16 protein-coding genes and 1 riboswitch are annotated in these 20,446 nt (G+C 37.1%); of the genes, 1 reads left to right on the forward strand and 15 read right to left on the reverse strand.

Translation table 11 applies throughout. From position 1 onward, the window contains the following. Positions 1-374: 374 nt before the first annotated feature. From C1631_RS16400 to C1631_RS16465, 14 genes are all read right to left on the reverse strand, one after another. Entirely contained in the window at positions 375-1,871 is a 1,497-nt protein-coding gene (locus tag C1631_RS16400) for a hypothetical protein (RefSeq protein ID WP_109713437.1), read from the reverse strand. A gap of 495 nt (positions 1,872-2,366) precedes the next feature. After that, the gene (locus tag C1631_RS16405) at positions 2,367-4,646 is read right to left on the reverse strand and encodes a T9SS type A sorting domain-containing protein (protein WP_103246909.1); all 2,280 of its coding nucleotides are present in this window, start codon (positions 4,644-4,646) and stop codon (positions 2,367-2,369) included. Positions 4,647-4,678: 32 nt separating this feature from the next. Beyond that, entirely contained in the window at positions 4,679-5,899 is a 1,221-nt protein-coding gene (locus tag C1631_RS16410; RefSeq protein ID WP_109713696.1) for a cell surface protein, read from the reverse strand. Between the two features lie 14 nt (positions 5,900-5,913). Continuing rightward, complete coding sequence (locus C1631_RS16415) at positions 5,914-7,050, reverse strand: YncE family protein (protein WP_109713439.1); 1,137 nt, start codon at positions 7,048-7,050, stop codon at positions 5,914-5,916. After that, positions 7,047-9,098: a TonB-dependent receptor plug domain-containing protein gene (locus C1631_RS16420; protein ID WP_103246907.1), complete on the reverse strand. Its 2,052-nt coding sequence runs from the start codon at positions 9,096-9,098 to the stop codon at positions 7,047-7,049. Before C1631_RS16420 ends, C1631_RS16415 begins: the two co-directional genes overlap by 4 nt. A 109-nt stretch (positions 9,099-9,207) precedes the next feature. Next, positions 9,208-9,392, reverse strand: a riboswitch (cobalamin riboswitch). 119 nt (positions 9,393-9,511) lie between these two features. Beyond that, positions 9,512-10,531 (reverse strand): cytochrome-c peroxidase, encoded by a 1,020-nt coding sequence (locus C1631_RS16425; RefSeq protein ID WP_103246906.1) that lies wholly within the window; start codon positions 10,529-10,531, stop codon positions 9,512-9,514. A gap of 30 nt (positions 10,532-10,561) precedes the next feature. Beyond that, complete coding sequence (locus C1631_RS16430) at positions 10,562-11,428, reverse strand: MbnP family protein (protein WP_103246905.1); 867 nt, start codon at positions 11,426-11,428, stop codon at positions 10,562-10,564. A gap of 56 nt (positions 11,429-11,484) precedes the next feature. Next, on the reverse strand, positions 11,485-13,464 hold the full coding sequence (locus tag C1631_RS16435; RefSeq protein ID WP_109713440.1) for a TonB-dependent receptor plug domain-containing protein: 1,980 nt from the start codon (positions 13,462-13,464) through the stop codon (positions 11,485-11,487). A gap of 4 nt (positions 13,465-13,468) precedes the next feature. Beyond that, positions 13,469-14,392, reverse strand: a complete 924-nt coding sequence (locus tag C1631_RS16440; RefSeq protein ID WP_103246903.1) for a hypothetical protein — start codon at positions 14,390-14,392, stop codon at positions 13,469-13,471. Between the two features lie 242 nt (positions 14,393-14,634). Beyond that, positions 14,635-15,006 carry a hypothetical protein gene (locus C1631_RS16445; protein ID WP_185144676.1) on the reverse strand — a complete coding sequence of 124 codons (372 nt, stop codon included), beginning with the start codon at positions 15,004-15,006 and terminating at the stop codon, positions 14,635-14,637. A 5-nt stretch (positions 15,007-15,011) separates the two neighbouring features. After that, a complete protein-coding gene (locus tag C1631_RS16450) occupies positions 15,012-15,686 on the reverse strand; it encodes a superoxide dismutase (RefSeq protein WP_103246901.1) in 675 nt (224 codons plus the stop codon). Between the two features lie 137 nt (positions 15,687-15,823). Next, positions 15,824-16,501, reverse strand: coding sequence for an SCO family protein (locus tag C1631_RS16455; protein WP_103246900.1), 678 nt, complete (start codon positions 16,499-16,501; stop codon positions 15,824-15,826). Beyond that, positions 16,488-16,763, reverse strand: coding sequence for a YHS domain-containing protein (locus C1631_RS16460; RefSeq protein WP_103246913.1), 276 nt, complete (start codon positions 16,761-16,763; stop codon positions 16,488-16,490). Before C1631_RS16460 ends, C1631_RS16455 begins: the two co-directional genes overlap by 14 nt. Positions 16,764-16,920: 157 nt before the next feature. Further along, positions 16,921-17,274 (reverse strand): hypothetical protein, encoded by a 354-nt coding sequence (locus C1631_RS16465; RefSeq protein WP_228441285.1) that lies wholly within the window; start codon positions 17,272-17,274, stop codon positions 16,921-16,923. A gap of 346 nt (positions 17,275-17,620) precedes the next feature. Between C1631_RS16465 and C1631_RS16470 the strand changes: the two genes are divergently transcribed. Continuing rightward, on the forward strand, positions 17,621-18,139 hold the full coding sequence (locus C1631_RS16470; RefSeq protein WP_103246898.1) for a GNAT family N-acetyltransferase: 519 nt from the start codon (positions 17,621-17,623) through the stop codon (positions 18,137-18,139). A gap of 297 nt (positions 18,140-18,436) precedes the next feature. Here the strand turns inward: C1631_RS16470 and C1631_RS16475 are convergent, their stop codons facing one another. Beyond that, positions 18,437-20,419, reverse strand: a complete 1,983-nt coding sequence (locus C1631_RS16475; protein WP_103246897.1) for a heavy metal translocating P-type ATPase — start codon at positions 20,417-20,419, stop codon at positions 18,437-18,439. Positions 20,420-20,446 lie beyond the last annotated feature (27 nt).

A 20,446-nucleotide genomic window follows, 5' to 3' on the forward strand; every position in this document is an offset into this window, starting at 1 on the left:
AACATAAGATAGAAAACATAAAATTTTCTTTTACCTGGTGATATGACTAAATAAAATACTCAAAATTTGCCACAAAAAAACCAACATATTTCATATAATATTTGATGTAAAACATCTTTACAAAGAAATATCAATAGAAAACATCCAAGTTCTGATATCTTTACTCAACACTTTATTCAAAAAAATAAGGTCGGATAAAACCGACCTTATTATACTGACATCTATTTTTCAAAATCTGTCAGTCCTTGTTTTAAGTGCAAATATCAAGATACTATGAAGAATGTTATCGAGAATCTATTTTATTGTTTATCCTTTTCATTCACTACAAGAGCACATAAGATCTGTTGTAAACCTTGATATGAATATCTTACAAATTATTTTGCCCACCATTGCATCACATATCCCTCTGTACCATTTATACCTGGGTGTCTGCCTATATTTGCATTATTCGGCAGACAAGCATCTGTAAATGTTTTTACTGGATAGCCTCCCCCTTGTGGTGCTAGAGGCGTATAGCTCGTTAAACCATTTATGCAACGCCCGAAAGGCATTTCACTTGTCCACTCACCTACTACCCATAGAGGCCAATTGGAGATTATAGCCCCATTTCCACCATTAATTGTTGGAGAATATCTATAGTCTGTAATATCCCAGTGAGTATTGTAATCTCCATTATAGAAATAAATATTATTTTTGATCATAACATTATCAATAGTCAAAGTACCTCTGTCATCTCCTGCATTTTTGGTCAAACTCGTAACTCCTCCAAGATATTTCCCTGTCACAGTTCCGGATCCAACCAAACGAAAATTAAGCCCCCCATTAACAATATCCGATTTGGGATAATTAAGATACGTGTTGAGATCCTTATTTGAATTGGTAGGCTCATCTGTAAATGTCTGCCTTGTTACCTTACCTGTCCATCTTGCCTTTTCAGTTGTTTCAATTCTGAAATTATTATAGTTCATCGTTCCATTTTGTACTTTCACAACATTTCTGTTATCCAAAGTAGTTGCTCCCCAACTTACTGTTCCGTTAGTCCCCCAAGCATTATCTTTGGTAGCTGTACCTTCAGAATAAGACCATAATAAAGTATACCCTCCCACCTCTTTATCCAAGGCAGCGGCTTCCGCAGCATCTACCATATCACATCTTGTCTTATATTTGTTGGTAGCCGTTCCAATCCAGTATTCCCCATCATTGGCAACAAGGATTCCAGATGAATTATACTTATCAAATATACTTTGACAGCTTACGGAAGGATTATCAAAAGTTCCTTCACCATTTACATTTATTGTAAAAGAACAAGATTCCCCTGCTACACTCACCACAAAGCTGGCTATACCTGATCCCGAAGGTGTACCACTCACTGTAAGTGATATGTTTCCACTTCCGTTAGCCAATGTACCGGCTGGCGCCGTTGCCGTTAATCCTGTCACTCCTGTTGAAGTGACCGAAATAGCATTATACGGCTGCCCGGAAGCATTGGTATAGTTAATGGTTTTTGTCCCAGTACTCGGCACTCCTGCTATGAATGTCCCGCTAAGAGCTCCCGTGGAACAATCTAAAGTAAATCCTGGGGTTGGACCACATTGATCACATAAACATTTTGACCACCCGGAAGATTTGTATACTCTTACGCAACTCAACGTGGAATCATACATGATAGTTCCTATGGCTACATTTCCTCCCATTGGATTGATCAGATTTCCAGGATCACTATTGGTAGGCAGTACCAACCCCATGTTATTGGTAGTCTCTTTATTGATGTCCAAAGCACCTCTGGGGTTGGCCGTACCTATACCTACCTGAGAGAATAAGATATTCATAAAGAATATCATCAGTAATAAATAATTTTTCCTGTTTTTCATTTGTGTTGTTTACTGCAAAAATAGACTTTACACTATAGCTTTTCCAAAAATCCCCATACGTCACACATACATCAATATCAATATCCATAAGGTTTACAATCTATTGCTTTAATACTACACTTATTCTACAAAATCAATAACCATGAAGAATAAAGTGCTATATTTTCAAATGTTTTACATCAATAAATCTCTCGGTTTTGATGTAAAAATTTCAGATATTGATCAATAATAACAGGCAAAACCTATAGAGTCTTTCCAAAAGATGACAATCAAATTCTAGTTTTGACTTATATTTTTTAAAATATTAATGTTAGATGTAGTATTTTTTAAACAGACTAACTTCAGGTCCACGTGGACAGGACATACTTTACTGATTTTTTACTATTATTTGATGGTGGTTTATATTTGTCTGGTATCAATTAATAATTCAGAGCCATAAAAAAGCCGACCAATATATTGGCCGGCAAAATGAAACAAAATTAGCTATTCTAAAAATTATTTCTTAATCAGTTTTTGTTGGTATACTGCCTTATCAGTTATTGCCTTCAGGATATACATTCCTTTTGGTAACATGCTAACATTTATTTGTCCGTTATTGAACTGCATATTTACTAGTTTCCCGGAAGCATCATAAATAGATATGTTTCCTACTTTTTCCTGAGTTTTAATATAAAGAATATCTGTAACCGGATTTGGATAAATTCCAAATTCAAGTTTCTTCACTTCTACAGTTGCTAGCGTAGAACCCAGGCTATTGATGTCAAGTGTTCTTTCAACAACTTTACCATTTGAATTGAAGCTGATTACAATTTCAGCAAATCCAGTTGCCAGTGGTGTTATCACCAATTCTTCATTAGCATTAATCTCTGCAGAAACTACTGAAGGATTATTATTTGACTTTACAGTTTTTACAATTGAGGCTCCAAAACTGTCTCCATCAGAAACCATTGTTTTCAGATCAATTGTTGTAACATTTGCCGCTGTAACCTGAGAAGGGAAGGTATTGCTCACAATCGGAGCTGTATTATCCGGAAATACAGCCAAGGCCGGGAACCAGTAATAATCATTCAATGTTTGGGTATTGGTAAGATTTCCATTCACATCATAGGTATGGATCCAGTTTTTTTGATAATGGGCTCCAAAACCGCTTTCTGTTGTATTCAGGATAAGGTTTCCTGTGGAAGGGTTCACACGTAATGCAGCTCCGTAAGGAATTTGTTTATATGTTCCTGTCTGCCCGGGAAGGGTAATAAAACTTTCATTGAATGTTTTAGCAGTTACATCAAATTTAACAATTTGATTTCCGGGATTAAATCCTGTTCCAGCCTTGATCCAATATAATGTATTTTCTGTATTACTCGCCGTGAAACTTCCGGCGTTCCATGCTCCCCAAGTATCTGCATATTTCGTAGTTGGAATATTAAAATACTGTACTGCGAAAGTTGCTGGATCAATCAAAGCCAGTTTTTGGTTTTGAATAGCCCAGATACTTCCATCTTTTGCATGGACAATAGAGCTGAAAGGTCCTGCAATAGTATTGACTACTGTATCGGTAGCTGGATCAATCACCAAAACACCCGCAGCCTGTTTCACAGCAAAAACATATTTCGAAGTACGGATCATATTACCAATTTGTCCTGAATACTGGCTTCCACCTCCCGTTCCGGAAACTAAACTTCCCACCTGCATATTATCAATATCAAATAAATAGATCCCATTGGATGCTCCGATATATCCCTTATGTTCATTGACACCAAGGAAAGATCTTCCATCTCCTCCACCTATATTATTGAACGTAGCGATTTTTTGCATCGTTTGAGCATTGGCAACAACTAATCTGCCACCTGGCGTATACTGAGAATCTCCTCCATCAGCTGCCTGTTTCGATACAAAATAGAACTTATCCCCATAGATGGTTCCGTATTGGGTAGTTGCTCCGAAAGCATGGTTGTTGTTGGCATTACTATACACTCTATAATTGATTTGTCCGTTATTACCAATAAAGTTAACAGACCCATTGGTGTGCCCGAACCATTCTTCATTGACCATGAAGAATCCGTTTGTAAAATTAGTAGAAGTTACATAAGGTGAAACCGGCGTCAATGTTGAAGAAATCGGGAATGATCCTGACATAGGGCTGTAGTTCCATACATCCCAGGAACCGTTTTGTAATATTCTTGAGGTGGCACCTACTCCTGAAAATCCGAAATCTGCATCAGTAGGGTTTTTAACATAATACGACCAGAAACCGTTGTACCATCCGGAAACCCAATGATCACTGGTATCCTGTGCTGTATAATCATCAAAATCATAAGCCGTTGTGTTGACAATACCATCTACAGGATATAACGGGTAGGTCGCATTTCCACTTTTAATCAATGCATTGGAGTTCTGACCGTTTAAATCAAATCCAAGACCTCCTATTGCAGTTCCAAACTGTGTTCCCTGATATAACAAAGTAAAAAAACGGTGGTCCGCCTTTGCAATGGCTTTCAGCATATCTTCTCCCGTAGCATTTCCATCCCATCTGAATCCCCATACCAGTGCGTCAGGATTCTTACTGTCATTCCACTGTACAACAAATGCTGCCTGATTGGAACCTGTTCCTACCCAATACTGAATATCAGAAAAACTGATATTAGCAGCAGTATTGGCTATATTGAGTTGAGTAGCATTCCCGGAAAGGTCATTTCGGGGTACTCCCTGCACTTTTATCTGTGCATTGGTAAAAAATGCAAACAGAAAAAGCATGGTAAAAAGATAAAACTTTTTCATTCTTTATTAATTTAAAAATATTTTGTTTGTTTTTATTTAAGACGCAGATCATAGGCACCGGCTACCTCTGTAGACACTTCCCCGAGCCATCCTGCCTCCTGATTGATCCCTGTATATACTTTCACAAAATCAATTCCCGGAAGTTTTATGTATTTCCCGTTTCTGTCCACCGCCCAGGATATATCAATATTAGAAGCTTCATCATTATTCGGAGCATTATCTGCATATCCGAATTCGTAAGACTTTCCTACCCAATAGGATCCGTTTCCACTCTGGTCATAGAAATTATCTTTAAGCCTTGTTCCTGTAAATCCATAGGAAGCATCAGTAAACCATAATGGATAATAGCTTTGTGAGTGGAAAACATTTCGGGTTTTAAATCCTGTATTTCCGAGATTATCTGTCCATTTTATATATTCTATATCAGCCTGCCAATCTTCACTTCCCGCCACCGGAGTTTTGTTTTCATTAGGCTTCATATAGGTAATACTGTAATCTTTTACCGTAGTATTTTTAAAATACTCACTTCCTGCGATCTCATACCATTCGTTATCATCAGGTTTTCCGTTTTTATTTTTGTCGTAGGCTACCATGATAATTCCAGGTTCACAGTTTCCTGAGCGAGGATCATTGGCTGCATTTCCAAAAAAGGCATTTCCAAGAATTTTAAAATCTCTTCCGTCAAGATTAGGAATCGTATGGTCAAAACCAAACACCACATACCCTCCGAAACCACCAAGGCTGATCATGGTAGAATTGGAACCCACAAGAGACGCATTGGCTTTTTGAAGCATGTTCACGGCAGTATTTCCCTGATTATATTCTGGGATTTCGTTCATGAATTGCCCTACAGCAGGCCTAAAATCAAATACTTTAGAAATGTATTTACTTAAAACACCAGCTTCTTTGGTTACTCTAATTTTTGAATGATAAACTTTTGCATCTGCGTTGTTTCCAATCTTTAAAGTCAAAGGGTAAGTGGTAGCCTTAGGGCTAATGAATTCTAATTCTGAATTTTGAGAAATAAGAGAATCATTAATACTCCACGTAAGATTTTCTGAAAGCTGGGTAGGAATACTTAATACTCTGAAGCGTTCAATGGTATACACGGAGTCTAATCCTTTAAATGGCTCTACTACAGGATCTGTAGGAGTCAAAACCTCATCGTCATCATGTTTACAAGAAGCAATCATCCCTGCAAAAAACAAAGATAAAAGCCCGATTGTCAAATAATTAATAGTTTTTTTATTCATGTCTGTCAGTTTCATTATTTATATAAAAAAGCGAAGTGGGCAGGGATATTTCCGCCTTCTGTTTTCCATTTGAAGTGTCCGTTTTTATCAAAACAGTATACAAAACCCATCGACACATAATTTCGGGCATCGGTGATATAGATATCTTCTGTGATTGGATTTACTGCAATTCCGTATGGCGTTTTAATAATTTTTTCATATTCCTGATCAACAATTTTATTGGAAATAATCTGCTCCGTTTTCACGTCAATAATTCCAAATGTTTTCTGTGAAGTATGGGTGTTATAATTAAACTCATTTCCGTAGTAATAGAGCTTATCATTAACGATGGTCATCTCACTTACGGCAATGTGGAAATTCTTTTTTATTGTTCCTGTAGCTGCATCAATCAGGTATAAATTGGAAGGAACCGTATAGTAATCCCCTCTAGAGCTTACGTATAAATCCCCGTAATTGTCCTTTTTAAGGCGATGAAGATTGATCGCCACATCTATCTTTTTTGTTTCTGTAAATGTGTTGAGATCTATTACCGAAACTGTTTTGTCATAATTTGGAACCATATAACCTCCGGAATTAGCAACAAAAAGCTGATTACCTACAATTTCCAACTCTTCGGGTTGGTACCCTACTGTTACTTCACGCTTTATCGCAAGAGAGGCTGTATCAATCTCCACTACTTTTCCTTTCGGAGCATTTGGATTGATATCTACCGGACCTACATAACTGCTGGCAAAGGCCTTCCCATCCTTGAAGGTTAGGTATCGACAGTTCTGCAAGGGGATCGATTTTATACGTCTGGCTGTTTTAGCATCAAGGACTTCAATTTTATTGGAAACATTGACGACAATGTAAAGCTTACTTCCATAGATTTTAATGTCATTTCCAACATCTCCCAATTCTTTTACAACTTCAGGATTAATCTCTGCATAAATGTTTCTGTAATAGTTTCCTTTTGTATAATCGAAAAAGTCCAGCGTACACTTATTGCTTCCCATATTTCCCTCGTTCAACACATAGAATCCTTTGATTGCAGTATTTTCAATGGGAGCAAGCCCGTCTACGACTTCCATAGGAATCACTATTTCATCGGTACGACAGGATATCAGAGAAAGCAATGCAAAAAACACAAAACAAATATTCAGTTTTCTCATAAGGTGAAATTTAAAGTGAGCCTAAAGTTTCTTCCAGGCATGGGGTAATTTTTCACAACATCATAATATTGATTAAGAATGTTGTTCATTTCAAGATTGATTTTAAAAGGATGTCCTGCCAGGTCAAGCTTCTTTTGAATTGAAAGGTCATGAGTGTACCATGGCTGAATAAAATTGTATTGAATATTATCCTGCTGCCCATCGTAACGTTTTCCTACATAAATGAAGCTGTAATTGAAGCTCCAGTCTTTATAGTCTGCCATCATGGTAAAAGAGCCACTATTCCACGGAGTATAAGGGATCTGATTATTATAAAAAGTGTCTGCAGGATCAAGTCCTTCGCCATTGAAGGTTTTATCTTTCGCACTTTGATAGGTATAAGATAACAAAGGTTTAAGCTTTACTTTTCCTAATTCAAGTTCTGCCCGGGCGTTAATATCAGCACCAATAATTTCAACTTTTCCAAGATTCAGCATCATCCACCGGAACATATTGGTGGTAGGTACCGCAATAATTTTATCTTTTACTTTGTTATAATATCCATCTGCTTTTATATAAAATCCTTTAAATACCGGATGATCATATTTTTTCTGGTAGGTAAATCCTATATCATGTTGAAAGGTAAATTCAGGCTGCAGGAATGTGCTTCCTACATTGGTATAATACAAATCGTTAAAGGTGGGCAACCTGAAGATCTTTTTATAAAAAGCTCTCAATGTAAGTTCAGGAATTGCAACAGGCTGATAGCTCATGAATACAGCCGGTGTCCATTCTCTTCTGTCATCGGGTCTTTTATTTTTCCTCACCTCCTCAAAAGTAAATGTTCCTAAAAGACTTCCCAGAAATTTAAACCTTTTCCATTGATAGGTAGTAGCTAATGCTACAAGAGTTGTATAACGGGTAGGATAAGAAAAATTTGTCAGATCTGCATCCAATTTATTATACTGAAAGTCTCCGCTTACACTGACATCCCAATTGGAATTCACAGTATAGATATTGGACGAAGAGAGATAGACTTCCTTCTGGATATATGTATTTTGTGAAGGATAGGCTGCCTGCGACAATACTGTATCATTAAAATAGGTATAATCGTAAGCAAATTTTGCTTTAAGTTGGGTTTCAAACTTGGGAAATAGTTTTTTTCTGAGGTTGGCCTGTATAAAATAATTTTCATCAACCATTCTCGCTCCCCTTGCCTTAAAACGGCTATTCACAATAGGTGCCGGAATACCCCGGTCTGAAAGATAACCATATCCCCGGATATTCCAGTTACCATTATTTAAAATACCATTGATGGAGGTTTCAAAACGTTTTGACTTGATATCTGAATCGTATCTTTTGGCAATGGTATCATTGGCTGTTGTACCGTTAGGATATTTTCTGGTATAACGATATTTATAAAGACCATCACTTTGCAGAAATTCAGCGCTAAAGCTGGTAGAAATTCGTTGTGAAATTTTCTGTTCTAAACGGAAAGATGGATTAAACAAACTGATAGAAGCACTTTTTGCTCTTATCACAAGGTTTGTTTTTCGATTTCCTGTAAATACAGGTGTTTTCGGCTGTAAGTAGATAGATCCCGATGCGCCAAAATCTTTTGCAGGCTGGAATATTTCACTTTTCTGCCCGTTGTACAAGGATATTTCTTCGAGATCATCCAAAGAGTACCTCCCAAGATCCACTACGCCATTCTGAGCATTTCCCAGTTGAATTCCATCATAGAAAACTCCTACATGCTGGCTTCCCATACTTCGGATATCAACAGTCTTCAGACCTCCCATTCCTCCGTAATCTTTGATCTGGATTCCGGAGAAATACCGCAACGCATCCGCTACAGAATGACTATTGAGTCTTTCCAGTTCTTCTCCCTGTAAGATTTGTGCCGGAAGAATCTCTCTAAAATTCTTTTTGTAAATAGTAACCGCCTTAATGGCTTTTTCTTTAATGCTGTCTTTTTTCCCGGTTTGGGAAAACAGGAATTGTGAGGTTAACACACATAATGTGAAAACAACTTTATGGAGTTGAGATGTATTTAGTTTTGCCACCATTAGCTCATTGGGATAATGATGACGCTAATGGATGTAAGAAAGCAACGACAAAGCACAGCTATCACCGCATAGTATCATTGTAGTCCTAAGCTTTATTCCACGAAAGCGTCAAACGTTTACTATTCTGGCAGGTCTTCTGACTTACTCCATTTTTGAAATCCTTCCCATTAAAAAACAGTGGATAAAATCTTCAAAAACTTTGGTGCGGAGCTTACAGCAGCGGGTCTGTTCCGGATTTCCACCGGATTCCCTTTTAAGAGCTTATTAGGGCTCACCAAATTTCGGCAAAGATAGAAAATTATTAACCAGATACAATATCATACAGAACAAAATGATTTTCAAGACATAAACAAAAGAAAATCCCGCTACAATGTAGCAGGATCTCTGAATGGTTCGTGATTGGTCAGGCCCGGTTATTTCTGTACAAATTCCCGGTCGCTCAATGTTTTCATAAACAAAATAAGATTCTTCTTCTCCTGTTCAGTCAATGGAATTCTGTTTCCATTTTGTTTAAAAACAGGATCAAGATTGTCTGCATTTAAAACACCGTTATCAAAATAATCCAGAACGGCCATTAATGTAGGAAATTGTCCAAAGCTTCCATAAGGAGCTGTATATTCTACATTTCGTAATGAAGGAACTCTAAAACTCATATAGTCCGCAGCAATACCTGTGACTCTTGCCCGTCCTGCTTCATTGGTATCAGGATTCAAAGGGAAACCGATATTTCTGAAACTCTGATCGGTAAATAATTCTGTACTGTGGCAGCTTGCACATTTTTGTTGAAACGTCTGATACCCCTGTGCTTCTTCCGCTGTAAATTTTTCACCTTCATTTCGTTTTACCTTATCATATTTACTGTTGGCAGAAATCAAGGTATACTCATATTGGGCAATACTTTTATAAATTCTTTCAGGTGTTATATTTCCGTCTCCGAATGTTTTTGTGAATAAATCTTTGTACGTCAGATCATCTTTTATTTTCCCTATGACTTCCAGAATAGAAGAACCCATTTCCTCATGAGTGATAATCGGAACCAGAGGCTGTTTCTCCAACTGCAGAATATTACCGTCCCAATTATAAAACTTCATGAACATCATATTCTGGACCGCAGGAGCATTTCTGAGCCCTACCCTATTTTCAATTCCGATGGACTGTGCATTATGATCTGCAAAGGCATTGGACTGCATGTGGCAACTGGAACATGAAATTGTATTGTCTGCACTCAGTCTTTTGTCATGAAATAGTTTTTCACCCAGTTCCACACCATACATCGTAGGTTTATTAGCATTCACCGAACTATTTACTTCAGGAAAACCAAAAGGAATCTTGAGTGACACTTCCGGATTATCATAAGAAACAGGTTCATAATAATCATTGTTACATGACATTAAAAGTATAAGTATCACTAAAAAACCAGGTCCGTTTTTCATTGTTATTACCATAGGTTAAAAAAGAAAAGCCTAGTTTTCAACACTGGTTACAGAAAACATTCCTGAAACGTCACTGGAACCGTTTCCGCCCAAATTATCAACAAATTTCACCATTTGATTGGCAGTATGAATGTTTGGAGTCGCATTACCATCCATTCCTGTTCCTGTGGTCAAAAGAATGGTATTGGTCTTTCCGGTTAATAGTTTATCAAAATCTGCTTTAATTGTGATTTTAGGAGCCTTAGTATCTACGACTGCAATCTTGGGAAGATCCAAGGTTACTTCTCTGTAAGCATCTACCCCTTGTGTGTAATTCCCTTCTGTTCCCTTGATCGTACTTCCTGTGTGAATAGACAATTGTTTATGATCTGTGCCATAAAATCCCTCAATTTTTGTGAAACGATATCCGGCTCCCCATTCCCACATCATTTGAGTATTGTTGGAACCGGCCATCGCATAGAACTTGGGAAATTTCACTTGATCCAGCACATTCATTTCTTTTTTCACGCCAAGACCAAATTTGATCTTTTTATATTCTCCGGCAGGTATATTGCCCAACAAGTAACGAAGTGTTTCAGGTTTTGACTGATCAATTACGGTAGCTCCCTGATCAAGGTCATTAATATGATAAGGAATTTCGTCACCATTGGCTTTGATAAGACGAATATTACTGATAACATATTTCAGTTCTGAGAACTGATGTGCTTGTCCTTCCGCTGAAGTGTTTACGGTCGCTTGACCCGAAGTGGCATCTCCCAGAACGATCGTTTGACTCTTGAATGTATTATTGAATTCAAGGGTAACATTATTCGCGACAGTATTATCATCGCTGTTCTGGCATGAAGTCAATCCTAAGGTAAAAGCTGATAATAAAAGGTATTTTTTTAAATGTTGCATTGTTGTTTTTTTAATATTGTTATAAATTAATAGGATACGATCCCTGTTTTATCAGCTTAAAAGCTGAATTTTAAAGACGTAAAAATATTACGACCCATTCTGGGAATATTTCCCCAATCCGCATAGGTACTGTAATAATTGTTTAAAAGATTTTCGGCTCCAATCTGGAGAATAGTTTTAAATTGTCTGATTCTGAAAGTGTAGTCCCCAGAAACATTCCAGACGGTATACGCCGGGGTCTGATCTTCTCCATATTCCGGGCTGTAATTCATCTGGAGAAAATCTCCGTTTACAGAAGTCTGAAATCCGAAATTACGATGCATAAAATGGAGAGATGTCATATAGCTCAGAGGCCGGATGAATGGTAAATTTTTTCCGTTATTATCTTTTCCTCTTGCATACATTAACGTACCTTTCCAATGTAAATCTGGTGTAATATTATATCCCGTATTCAAAGACATATTAAAAAGGGTCGCATGATCCAGAGAAGTGTAGGCTTTCACACCTACCGACTGATAGTTCATCGGGCTTCCCAGACTTAAAATCTTTCCGATGATATAATTCTGGATATAGAAATAGTTCACCTTAGCTTCAATACTCAGTTTATTGTTTTTAAAACCGGCACTGGCATTGGTTTCATAGGAAACTTCATTTTTTAAGTCAGGATTTCCGATATAATCATAACGGTCAAAACTGTTATAGATGTAATATCCGTACCCCTCCGAAACTGAAGGTGCTCTATGACCATACCCCGTTCCGACAGAGAAATTAAACTGATCGACAGTCAACTCATATCCCGCATGCAAAGCCGGCAGAATTCTCGTTTTCTGCTGTGGTGTTCCCGGATGAAAAATCCAGTTGAATTCTGCATACTTCGATTGATTATAATTCATTCCCAGGGAGCCACCTAAATTTAATCGGCTATGGTCAGAAATATCCCATACATTATTCATGGAAAGTCCTATAAATCTCGTTGTCACCCAAGGCCAGCTGTAAGCAAACATTGTTCTCTTGCTTCGGTCTTGCGGATACATCCTCATTTCGGCAATTGAAACATTATTATAAGCATTGAGCTGAAGCTCGGAAGCATATTGATCTTTCTTTACATTCAATGTTGAAACAAGTCCATAGGTTGTACTCCAGCCGGGCATATCCATGTGAACCAGATTTTCGGGACGGTTCGTATCATCCATATAATGTTCTATGGTATTGAAATAAATTTTAGTGTCCCAGGATTTGATCAGTCCTTCTTTAAACAACTGTTTATAAGATGCTGAGGTAATCATGGCGCGGGAAAGCCATAAATCCATAGGTAATGCAGGAAATCCTACATTTTTTGCCATATCAAAAATAGCATCTACCCGTATGGAAGATAATGGACTTGTTTTATAGGCGACTCCTAATCCGGTATTGAATTTGGTAAATTGCGAATGTTTTACTTCATCACCATTTCCATCGTCATAATTCCCTGCTTTTCGGTAAGAAATACTTCCATCCACCACAAGTCTATTCCCTGAATATGACACAGAGCCCAGATTAAAAGCCTGTTCATTATTAAACTCAAAACCAGTCTGGTAGGTACCACCCCATTTTTTTTCAAGACCGAAAGGAGTACTTTTCCTTTTCAGATCAATACTTCCCGCAATAGTTGCTCCATGCATGCTTCCTTCCTGTCCTGATTTTATATCAATAGAAGAAAGATTATTGCTCTCGAGATATGAGGTAACCGGATCCATTTTATCCGTACATGCTCCGAAAATGTGCATTCCGTCAATCGTAACCGTAGAACGCTCTGTACTCATGTTATTGAGTAAGGGCTCCCAGGCATAGGCTCCTCGTTTGATAAAACTTATTTTATCTGAAGATGCCAGAAATTCGTCCACTGAAACAGCCATTTTCATTTTTGTTTCAATTTTCTTTTGCTCCCCTTTTACTTTTACTTCATCCAAAAGGGCAATACTGTCTTTAGTTACCGGTCTGTGCTGTGCATTGATCAACACCCCCAAAAAGACAAAAATAAGTCCTGATTGCTTCATGAAATTAGAATAAAGTATCAATAAAAAGTTCACTTTTTGCGCCTTCAACACCGGGTGTAAAATCGGTAGAAACCTTGGTTCCTTTGATGATTTTGCCGTTTTGGTTTAGCATAATGAAGTTTAAAGTCCAGTTTCCGGTCATCGTATAATTGACCACTCCATGGTACAAGCCGTCATTTCCCTGAATCAAATCTTTATTATTCGGTGATGAGTGATTTCCCATAGAAGGCTCCGGCATTCTTGGATCAAGCAGCAATGTGTAGCCACTTACTTCACTGTATGAAAATTGCGATGGATCGGGAAAACTTCCTCCTGTAGCTGTAGGTTGATTGTATTTATAAATACCTGCAACCAGTTTGTTTTCTGCAACCTGTGGTTTTTGAGGGGATACAAGCGCAATAAAATACTGTTCACCATCATTCCCTGCAAACGAAGTCATATTAAGATTTTTATTAAGTTGCTCCTTCACGATCACCTCCTTATCGACTGTATAAATCTTTTGATTCACGGTAAAACTCATGTATAGCTTCCAGATTCTTCCGGCACTGCTTGTATTGGTGAACACAGAGTATCCGGAAAAATACGAGTCTGTGGATTGACTGTTCAGAGAATACCGATGAGGACATGAGGTCTTGTTTCCGTCACCACCAGTCATCACAGGTAAAAATGTGATGTTTGATGCACTGATACTTTCTTTGGTTTGGGCATTGAGAATCTTCACACGGATTTCATTATATCCCTGATAGAATGTTCCGTTCAATGCTTCAATGCTTATCGTGTAGTCACTTTTGGTAATAGTAGCAGCTTCCTTAAATTCATAATGTTCAGGAACGGCTGTGTTGATTTCATCTTCATAATTTGTTTTGTCGAGGGTACAGGAAACGACCGTCAACAGTAAACCCATTATGAAAAGTTGATACATTTTCATTGTTGATTTTTAAATTAAATGGATTTCAATTTTTTACCACAAAAAGGCACAAAAAATTTATAACATACAAATTATTGTAAAGCCTATCAATAAACGGTTGAAAGGCACACAAGAGTTTTGAAAATCAGATATTTTCAAGCTTTGTGAACACTTTACCCACGACATTATAATTTACTTACAGTTTCCTAAGTAAACTTTTTGTGATTTCTGCAGTTTAATTTTTATAAGTGAATCGTTGAAATTTAAAAAACGGGGGGTCTGAAAATATGGTTCAGAAACAGAAAAGAATAGTCTGTTTTGTATATGAAGGCACTTACGAAAAATAGTATTTTTTCAGTAATGGTAACCTTTGTAATATCAGGAAGAAGATAGATATCCAGGATTTTCTGTCCTGAATTTTTTATTTTGTTAAATGGTGTAGATTCTGAATCACTGTTTGCTTTTGCCAGCTCTTTACCAAGGTAACATTTTCCGTTACAATGCAGCTCAGGCTTGCTTTTATTAACACAGAGACTGTTGACAATATAATTATAATTTACAGCATACTCAGCCAATGGTATCAGAGGTCTGAACACCATATAGCAGGTAAAGAGTATGCTGTAAAATAATTTCATGAAGTTTATTTCTTACTTAAAGCGTCTTCATATCTTTTGCTTACTTCTTTCCAGTTCAGCACATTCCAGATCGCAGAAAGGTAATCTGCTCTTTTATTCTGGTATTTCAGATAATAGGCATGTTCCCAAACATCAATTCCTAAAACAGGAGTTCCTTTTTCTTCAACGATATCCATCAATGGGTTATCCTGGTTAGGGGTTGATGAAACGAATAGTTTTCCGTTTTTATCTACAGAAAGCCATGCCCATCCTGAACCAAAACGGTCTGCCCCTGCCTTGCTCATTTTTTCTTTAAAAGCATCAAGACTTCCAAAAGTTTCATTAATAGCCTTAGCTAATTTTGCAGAAGGCTGCGTATTTTTTTCAGGAGTTAAGATCGTCCAGAAAAGTTCATGATTGTAGTGTCCTCCGGCATTATTTCTAATGGCAGGGGTTAACTTTGACGTTTCAGAAAGAATCTGAAGCAATGTTTGTTTCTCCTGGGGTGTTCCTGCAATCGCCTTATTCAAATTGGCAGCATAAGCAGCTCCGTGTTTTGAATAGTGAATCTCCATCGTCTGTGCATCGATAGAACCTTCCAACGCATTATAAGCGTATGGCAAAGGAGTTTGTTTAAATTGGGCAAAGGTAAACTGAGCCGCTAAAACTGCACCTAAAGCAGCTATTTTCAAAATCTTCATAACGTTTTGTTGTATGGTTAAACAATATTTCTTTAGAAAGGAAGTAAGGAGTCTGGAAGCTATGTTAGTTAATCATTTGTACTCTTTTTATTCTATACACAAAGAGTACTTCCATCTTCGTGCTTCTATCTTTCATCCTAGTTTAATAACTTCTTAATATCCTCAATCAGAATTTCTCTGTCAGGGTGGTATTTCCCGTTTAATTTAGGTGTCTTTCCTTCCGGATCATCATAATTCAGTCCTGAGTAGTACAAGATAGGCATATTATCTTTATTATATCTGCAACGAATATTTCCTTCCTGATCTACCAGAGCAATCATACCACTGTGGTTAAGGCTCTCTCCTTCATCTTCCTGATCTCCGACGTAGATATTAAATTTATCGGCAATATTTCCGATATACGTTCTGTCTCCTGTCAGAAAATGCCAATTAGGAGAAGTAGCTCCGATTCTTTTAGCATGTTCTTTTAAAGCTTCCGGTGTATCATTTTCCGGATCAATACTAATGGAGATAATCCCAAAATCCGGATCATTGATCTGATTTTGGATAGCCTTCATATTGGTATTCATCACAGGACATATTGTAGGACATTTGCTAAAGAAAAACTCTACCAGATATACTTTTCCCAGCATATCTTTGTTGGTGATTTTTTTATTATTCTGATCTGTCAGTTCAAAATCAGGAACTTTCATCACTGTGTAAAGGTTTTTCTTAAAATAGCTCATCCCTACTCCGATCCCCAGGAAAAGTAAGGCAATAACCGCAATAGGGATAATGACTTTGCTCTTATTATTATTCTGCTTATTTTTGGGCATAGCTCTCAGGATTTTTTTTGAATTCGTCTTTACAGTAAGAACTGCAGAAACCGTAGGTTTTATTTTTGTAAACAGCCGTATCTTTAAGAAACTCTGCTGTTTTCATATGGCAGATTGGATCTTCTTCATTTACCACTTGTACATTCTTCATATTTTCTTTGGAAGAAGTCATATGGGATTTATGCTTTACCTGAGGGGTTTCTTTCGCACAGGAAAACAGGAATATTGACAGCAGAGCCGTCAGAATAATGAGTGATTTCATTTTGAAATTACAATTGAAATTAATGATATTGTTAGGTAAAAAATATACTGTATTTAAACCAAGCTGGGTTCCTGAGCAGAATAAGATCAGAAACATTACTGTTAAGTAGCTTCGGACAAAGCTCAAAAAAACTAAAGACTTAGTTTAAGAAGATATTCTAAGCTAACGGAGGGTGGAATATCTGAGAAAAGTATTCAGTAGTATGGGCGTCAATATAATTCGAGTCTGAAATTTTCATCAGAGACTCAATCTCATTTTTATCTGCAAAGGAAAATATATCATGAGAAAGAAAAACATCCAACCCTGCAATCTTTACATTTTGAGAGCTTGTGGATTGCTTTTCTGTTTTTGCCAGTTCTTTTTCCACATAACATTTCCCTTTACAGGTAGATTGTGGAATGCTTCTGTTCTCACAAAGATTTTTCACAATATAATCATAGTTGACGGCGTAATTTACCAATGGCAACACGGGACGTATTGCAACGGTAAAAATGATAAATATGGAAATCAATAACCTCAACGATAGATTCTGTGTTACAAATATACTATTTCAAAATCGTTTTCTGCTTCATTTATGATGAATGTCATTGATGTTTTTTTATATGTTCTTTTATTACCGGACTTCATTGAGGATATTTAAAAAGAGTAACAATTAAATATATTCAGTCCAGACTCTAGTTTTTTTATTTCTCGTTGATCGTTCAGATCACGCAATTTTTTTAGTCAAAATTCATTCAACCGAACAGTCTATATTTGTTAATCTCTGATTCAAAACAAAACTGTTACCTATGAAAATAGTAAAACTGTACCTGTCACCAGAAGTAAATTATTCCGAACTTTGAGTACAAGTCCTTACCATGATCAAAATAAGAACAGCAACTCCGGAAGATGCATCCTATATTGCACTGTTAGGAAGAATAACCTTTACAGAAACATTTTCAGAATATTTCCGTGACCCTCAGGATTTGTTCGATTATTTTGAAAAGACTTTCAATGTGGCAAAGATCAGAAACAGCCTCCAAAACGAAAATAACCGATTTTGGATAGCCAGTTGGAATGACCTTCCTGTTGGATATGCAAAGCTTAAAATACATTCTCCAACAGAATTTATTGCTGTTTCGACAGTTTCACAATTGCAGAAGATCTATGTCCTGAAAGAATTTTTGGACAAAAAAGCAGGAAAAGCTTTAATGGATGAACTGATGTCTTCATTTACGGCTTCAACTCAGAGTCATATCTGGCTTTCCGTTTTACATTCCAATGAGCGGGCTTTGAATTTTTATTATAAAAATGGTTTTATAAAAATCGGTGAACATCAATTCATCATAGGTAAAGAGCTATTTGATTTTTTTGCCTTATCAAAACAAAAAATTTAGTTTCTTTTATACAATTTAATCTTGTTAATAAAAGCTCTGTTGAACAGCATCAGCAGAGCTTTTTCTTTATCCTCCCTTTAGGTAAGCAAATACGTTAGGACAGCAAAACACAGTATAGATAAAATGCAATGCTGATTATTATTGCCACGAACACACCAATTATTTTCATTCGTACATTCCCCGCATAAAAAAGCTCCACCGAATAGTATCCGGCAGAGCTTTTTCAATATAATTTAGTTGAATGTATCTTATGTAAAGCAATTAATTTGCCATCTTCATTCTCTGCCTTTTTGGCTGTTAAAACTTCATTCTCTGAATTCTTACCGCATTTAAAATAGCCAATAATGCAACTCCTACATCCGCAAACACCGCTTCCCACATGGTGGCAAGACCTCCGGCTCCAAGTATTAAGACTACTGCTTTTACTGCAAAAGCTAAAATAATATTCTGCCAGACAATTTTTTTCGTTTGCTTACCTATATTAATAGCCATTGGTATTTTGCTTGGTTTATCATCCTGAATCACTACATCCGCAGTTTCAATAGTTGCATCACTTCCGAGTCCTCCCATAGCTATTCCGACATCACTTAAAGCCACTACCGGTGCGTCATTCACTCCATCTCCAACGAAAGCCACAGTTTGGTTTTTTGCTTTAATTTCTTTTACTTTATTAACCTTATCTTCCGGCAAAAGATCTCCGAAGGCATTATCTATACCCAACTGATCTGCCACATATTTTACAACGGTACTCTTATCACCGCTCAGCATGGTAGCTTTTACATTCATTTTATGCAGATTATCCACCGTTATTTTTGCATCTTCTTTGATACTGTCTGCAATGGTAATATATCCTGCGAATTTTTTATCGTATGCCACAGCAATAACCGTATATACAATATTGGCATGATTAATATCATAGCTGATATTGAATTTGTCCATTAATTTAAAGTTCCCAACCAAGAGTTCTTTTCCATTAACGGTAGCTTTCAGTCCATGGCCTGCAATTTCCTCTACATTTTCCAACGGGATGGAATAGTTGATATCTCCTACATAATTGTGTATTGCTGTTGCTACCGGGTGAGTACTTTTACTTTCAAGAACATTCACCATTTGAAGGATTTCATCTTTATTAAATTCGGACACAATGGTTACTTCCTGAACTTTGAAGACTCCTTCCGTCATAGTTCCGGTCTTATCCATTACAACATTCTGAATTTCGGCGATAGCATCCAGGAAGTTACTTCCTTTAAACAGAATTCCATTTCTACTGGCAGCACCAATTCCTCCAAAGTATCCCAACGGAATAGAAATTACTAATGCGCATGGGCAAGAAATTACCAGAAAGATCAATGCTCTGTATAGCCAATCTCTGAATTGGTAGTCATTGACAAAGAAATATGGTAATAAACAGATCGCAATCGCAAGCAGTACAACAATAGGGGTATACACCTTTGCAAATTTCCTGATGAATAACTCCGTGGGGGCTTTTTGAGCGGTTGCATTCTGAACCAGCTCTAATATTTTACTTAGCTTACTGTCTTCATAGGCAGTGGTAATTTTCACAAGGGCAATACTGTTCATATTGATCATCCCTGCCAGTACTATTTCATCTTTATTTTTGGTATCCGGTTTACTTTCGCCTGTTAATGCAGCCGTGTTGAATGAAGCTGAATCTGAAAGCAATTCTCCGTCCAACGCAAGCTTTTCACCGGGCTTCAACTGGATGGTATCACCTATTTTGGCTTCTTTTGCTTTAATTGTTTTAGGCTGATTGTTTTCGATAATCGTTACCTCATCAGGGCGCTGGTCTAGCAAAGCCTTGATATTTCCTTTTGCTCTGGACACTGCCATAGTCTGAAATACTTCTCCTACTGCATAGAAAAGCATTACCGCTACTCCTTCAGGATATTCTCCAATGATAAAAGCACCAATGGTGGCAATACTCATCAAAAAGAATTCTGAAAAAACATCGCCTTTGATGATACTTTTATAAGCGTCTTTCAAAACAGGAAGCCCTACAGGAATGTAAGCGGCCAAGAACCATACTAAACGTACCCATCCTGTAAACCATGAAGGTTTTATATAATTATCAAAACCAATCCCTATCAACAGGAGTACAAATGAAATAATCGCCGGGAGAAACATCTGAAAAACAGTCTGATCTCCGGAATCATGAGAGTGATTGTGACCATCATGGTCATGTCCGTCTCCTTCTGAATGATTATGTTGGTGTCCTTTTGTATCTGGTTTTTCGGGGGTTGTACTACAGCATTTTTCCATAACTGATATTTTTATACAAATTTAAGG

Source organism: Chryseobacterium phosphatilyticum (assembly GCF_002899825.2).
Lineage (GTDB): Bacteria > Bacteroidota > Bacteroidia > Flavobacteriales > Weeksellaceae > Chryseobacterium > Chryseobacterium phosphatilyticum.

Excerpts from the sequence above, each read along its gene's own strand:
- C1631_RS16400 (WP_109713437.1), bottom strand. The coding sequence starts at position 1,871 with ATGAAAAACAGGAAAAATTATTTATTACTGATGATATTCTTTATGAAT.
- C1631_RS16405 (WP_103246909.1), bottom strand. The coding sequence starts at position 4,646 with ATGAAAAAGTTTTATCTTTTTACCATGCTTTTTCTGTTTGCATTTTTT.
- C1631_RS16410 (WP_109713696.1), bottom strand. The coding sequence starts at position 5,899 with ATGAATAAAAAAACTATTAATTATTTGACAATCGGGCTTTTATCTTTG.
- C1631_RS16415 (WP_109713439.1), bottom strand. The coding sequence starts at position 7,050 with ATGAGAAAACTGAATATTTGTTTTGTGTTTTTTGCATTGCTTTCTCTG.
- C1631_RS16420 (WP_103246907.1), bottom strand. The coding sequence starts at position 9,098 with ATGGTGGCAAAACTAAATACATCTCAACTCCATAAAGTTGTTTTCACA.
- C1631_RS16425 (WP_103246906.1), bottom strand. The coding sequence starts at position 10,531 with ATGAAAAACGGACCTGGTTTTTTAGTGATACTTATACTTTTAATGTCA.
- C1631_RS16430 (WP_103246905.1), bottom strand. The coding sequence starts at position 11,428 with ATGCAACATTTAAAAAAATACCTTTTATTATCAGCTTTTACCTTAGGA.
- C1631_RS16435 (WP_109713440.1), bottom strand. The coding sequence starts at position 13,464 with ATGAAGCAATCAGGACTTATTTTTGTCTTTTTGGGGGTGTTGATCAAT.
- C1631_RS16440 (WP_103246903.1), bottom strand. The coding sequence starts at position 14,392 with ATGAAAATGTATCAACTTTTCATAATGGGTTTACTGTTGACGGTCGTT.
- C1631_RS16445 (WP_185144676.1), bottom strand. The coding sequence starts at position 15,006 with ATGAAATTATTTTACAGCATACTCTTTACCTGCTATATGGTGTTCAGA.
- C1631_RS16450 (WP_103246901.1), bottom strand. The coding sequence starts at position 15,686 with ATGAAGATTTTGAAAATAGCTGCTTTAGGTGCAGTTTTAGCGGCTCAG.
- C1631_RS16455 (WP_103246900.1), bottom strand. The coding sequence starts at position 16,501 with ATGCCCAAAAATAAGCAGAATAATAATAAGAGCAAAGTCATTATCCCT.
- C1631_RS16460 (WP_103246913.1), bottom strand. The coding sequence starts at position 16,763 with ATGAAATCACTCATTATTCTGACGGCTCTGCTGTCAATATTCCTGTTT.
- C1631_RS16470 (WP_103246898.1), top strand. The coding sequence starts at position 17,621 with ATGATCAAAATAAGAACAGCAACTCCGGAAGATGCATCCTATATTGCA.
- C1631_RS16475 (WP_103246897.1), bottom strand. The coding sequence starts at position 20,419 with ATGGAAAAATGCTGTAGTACAACCCCCGAAAAACCAGATACAAAAGGA.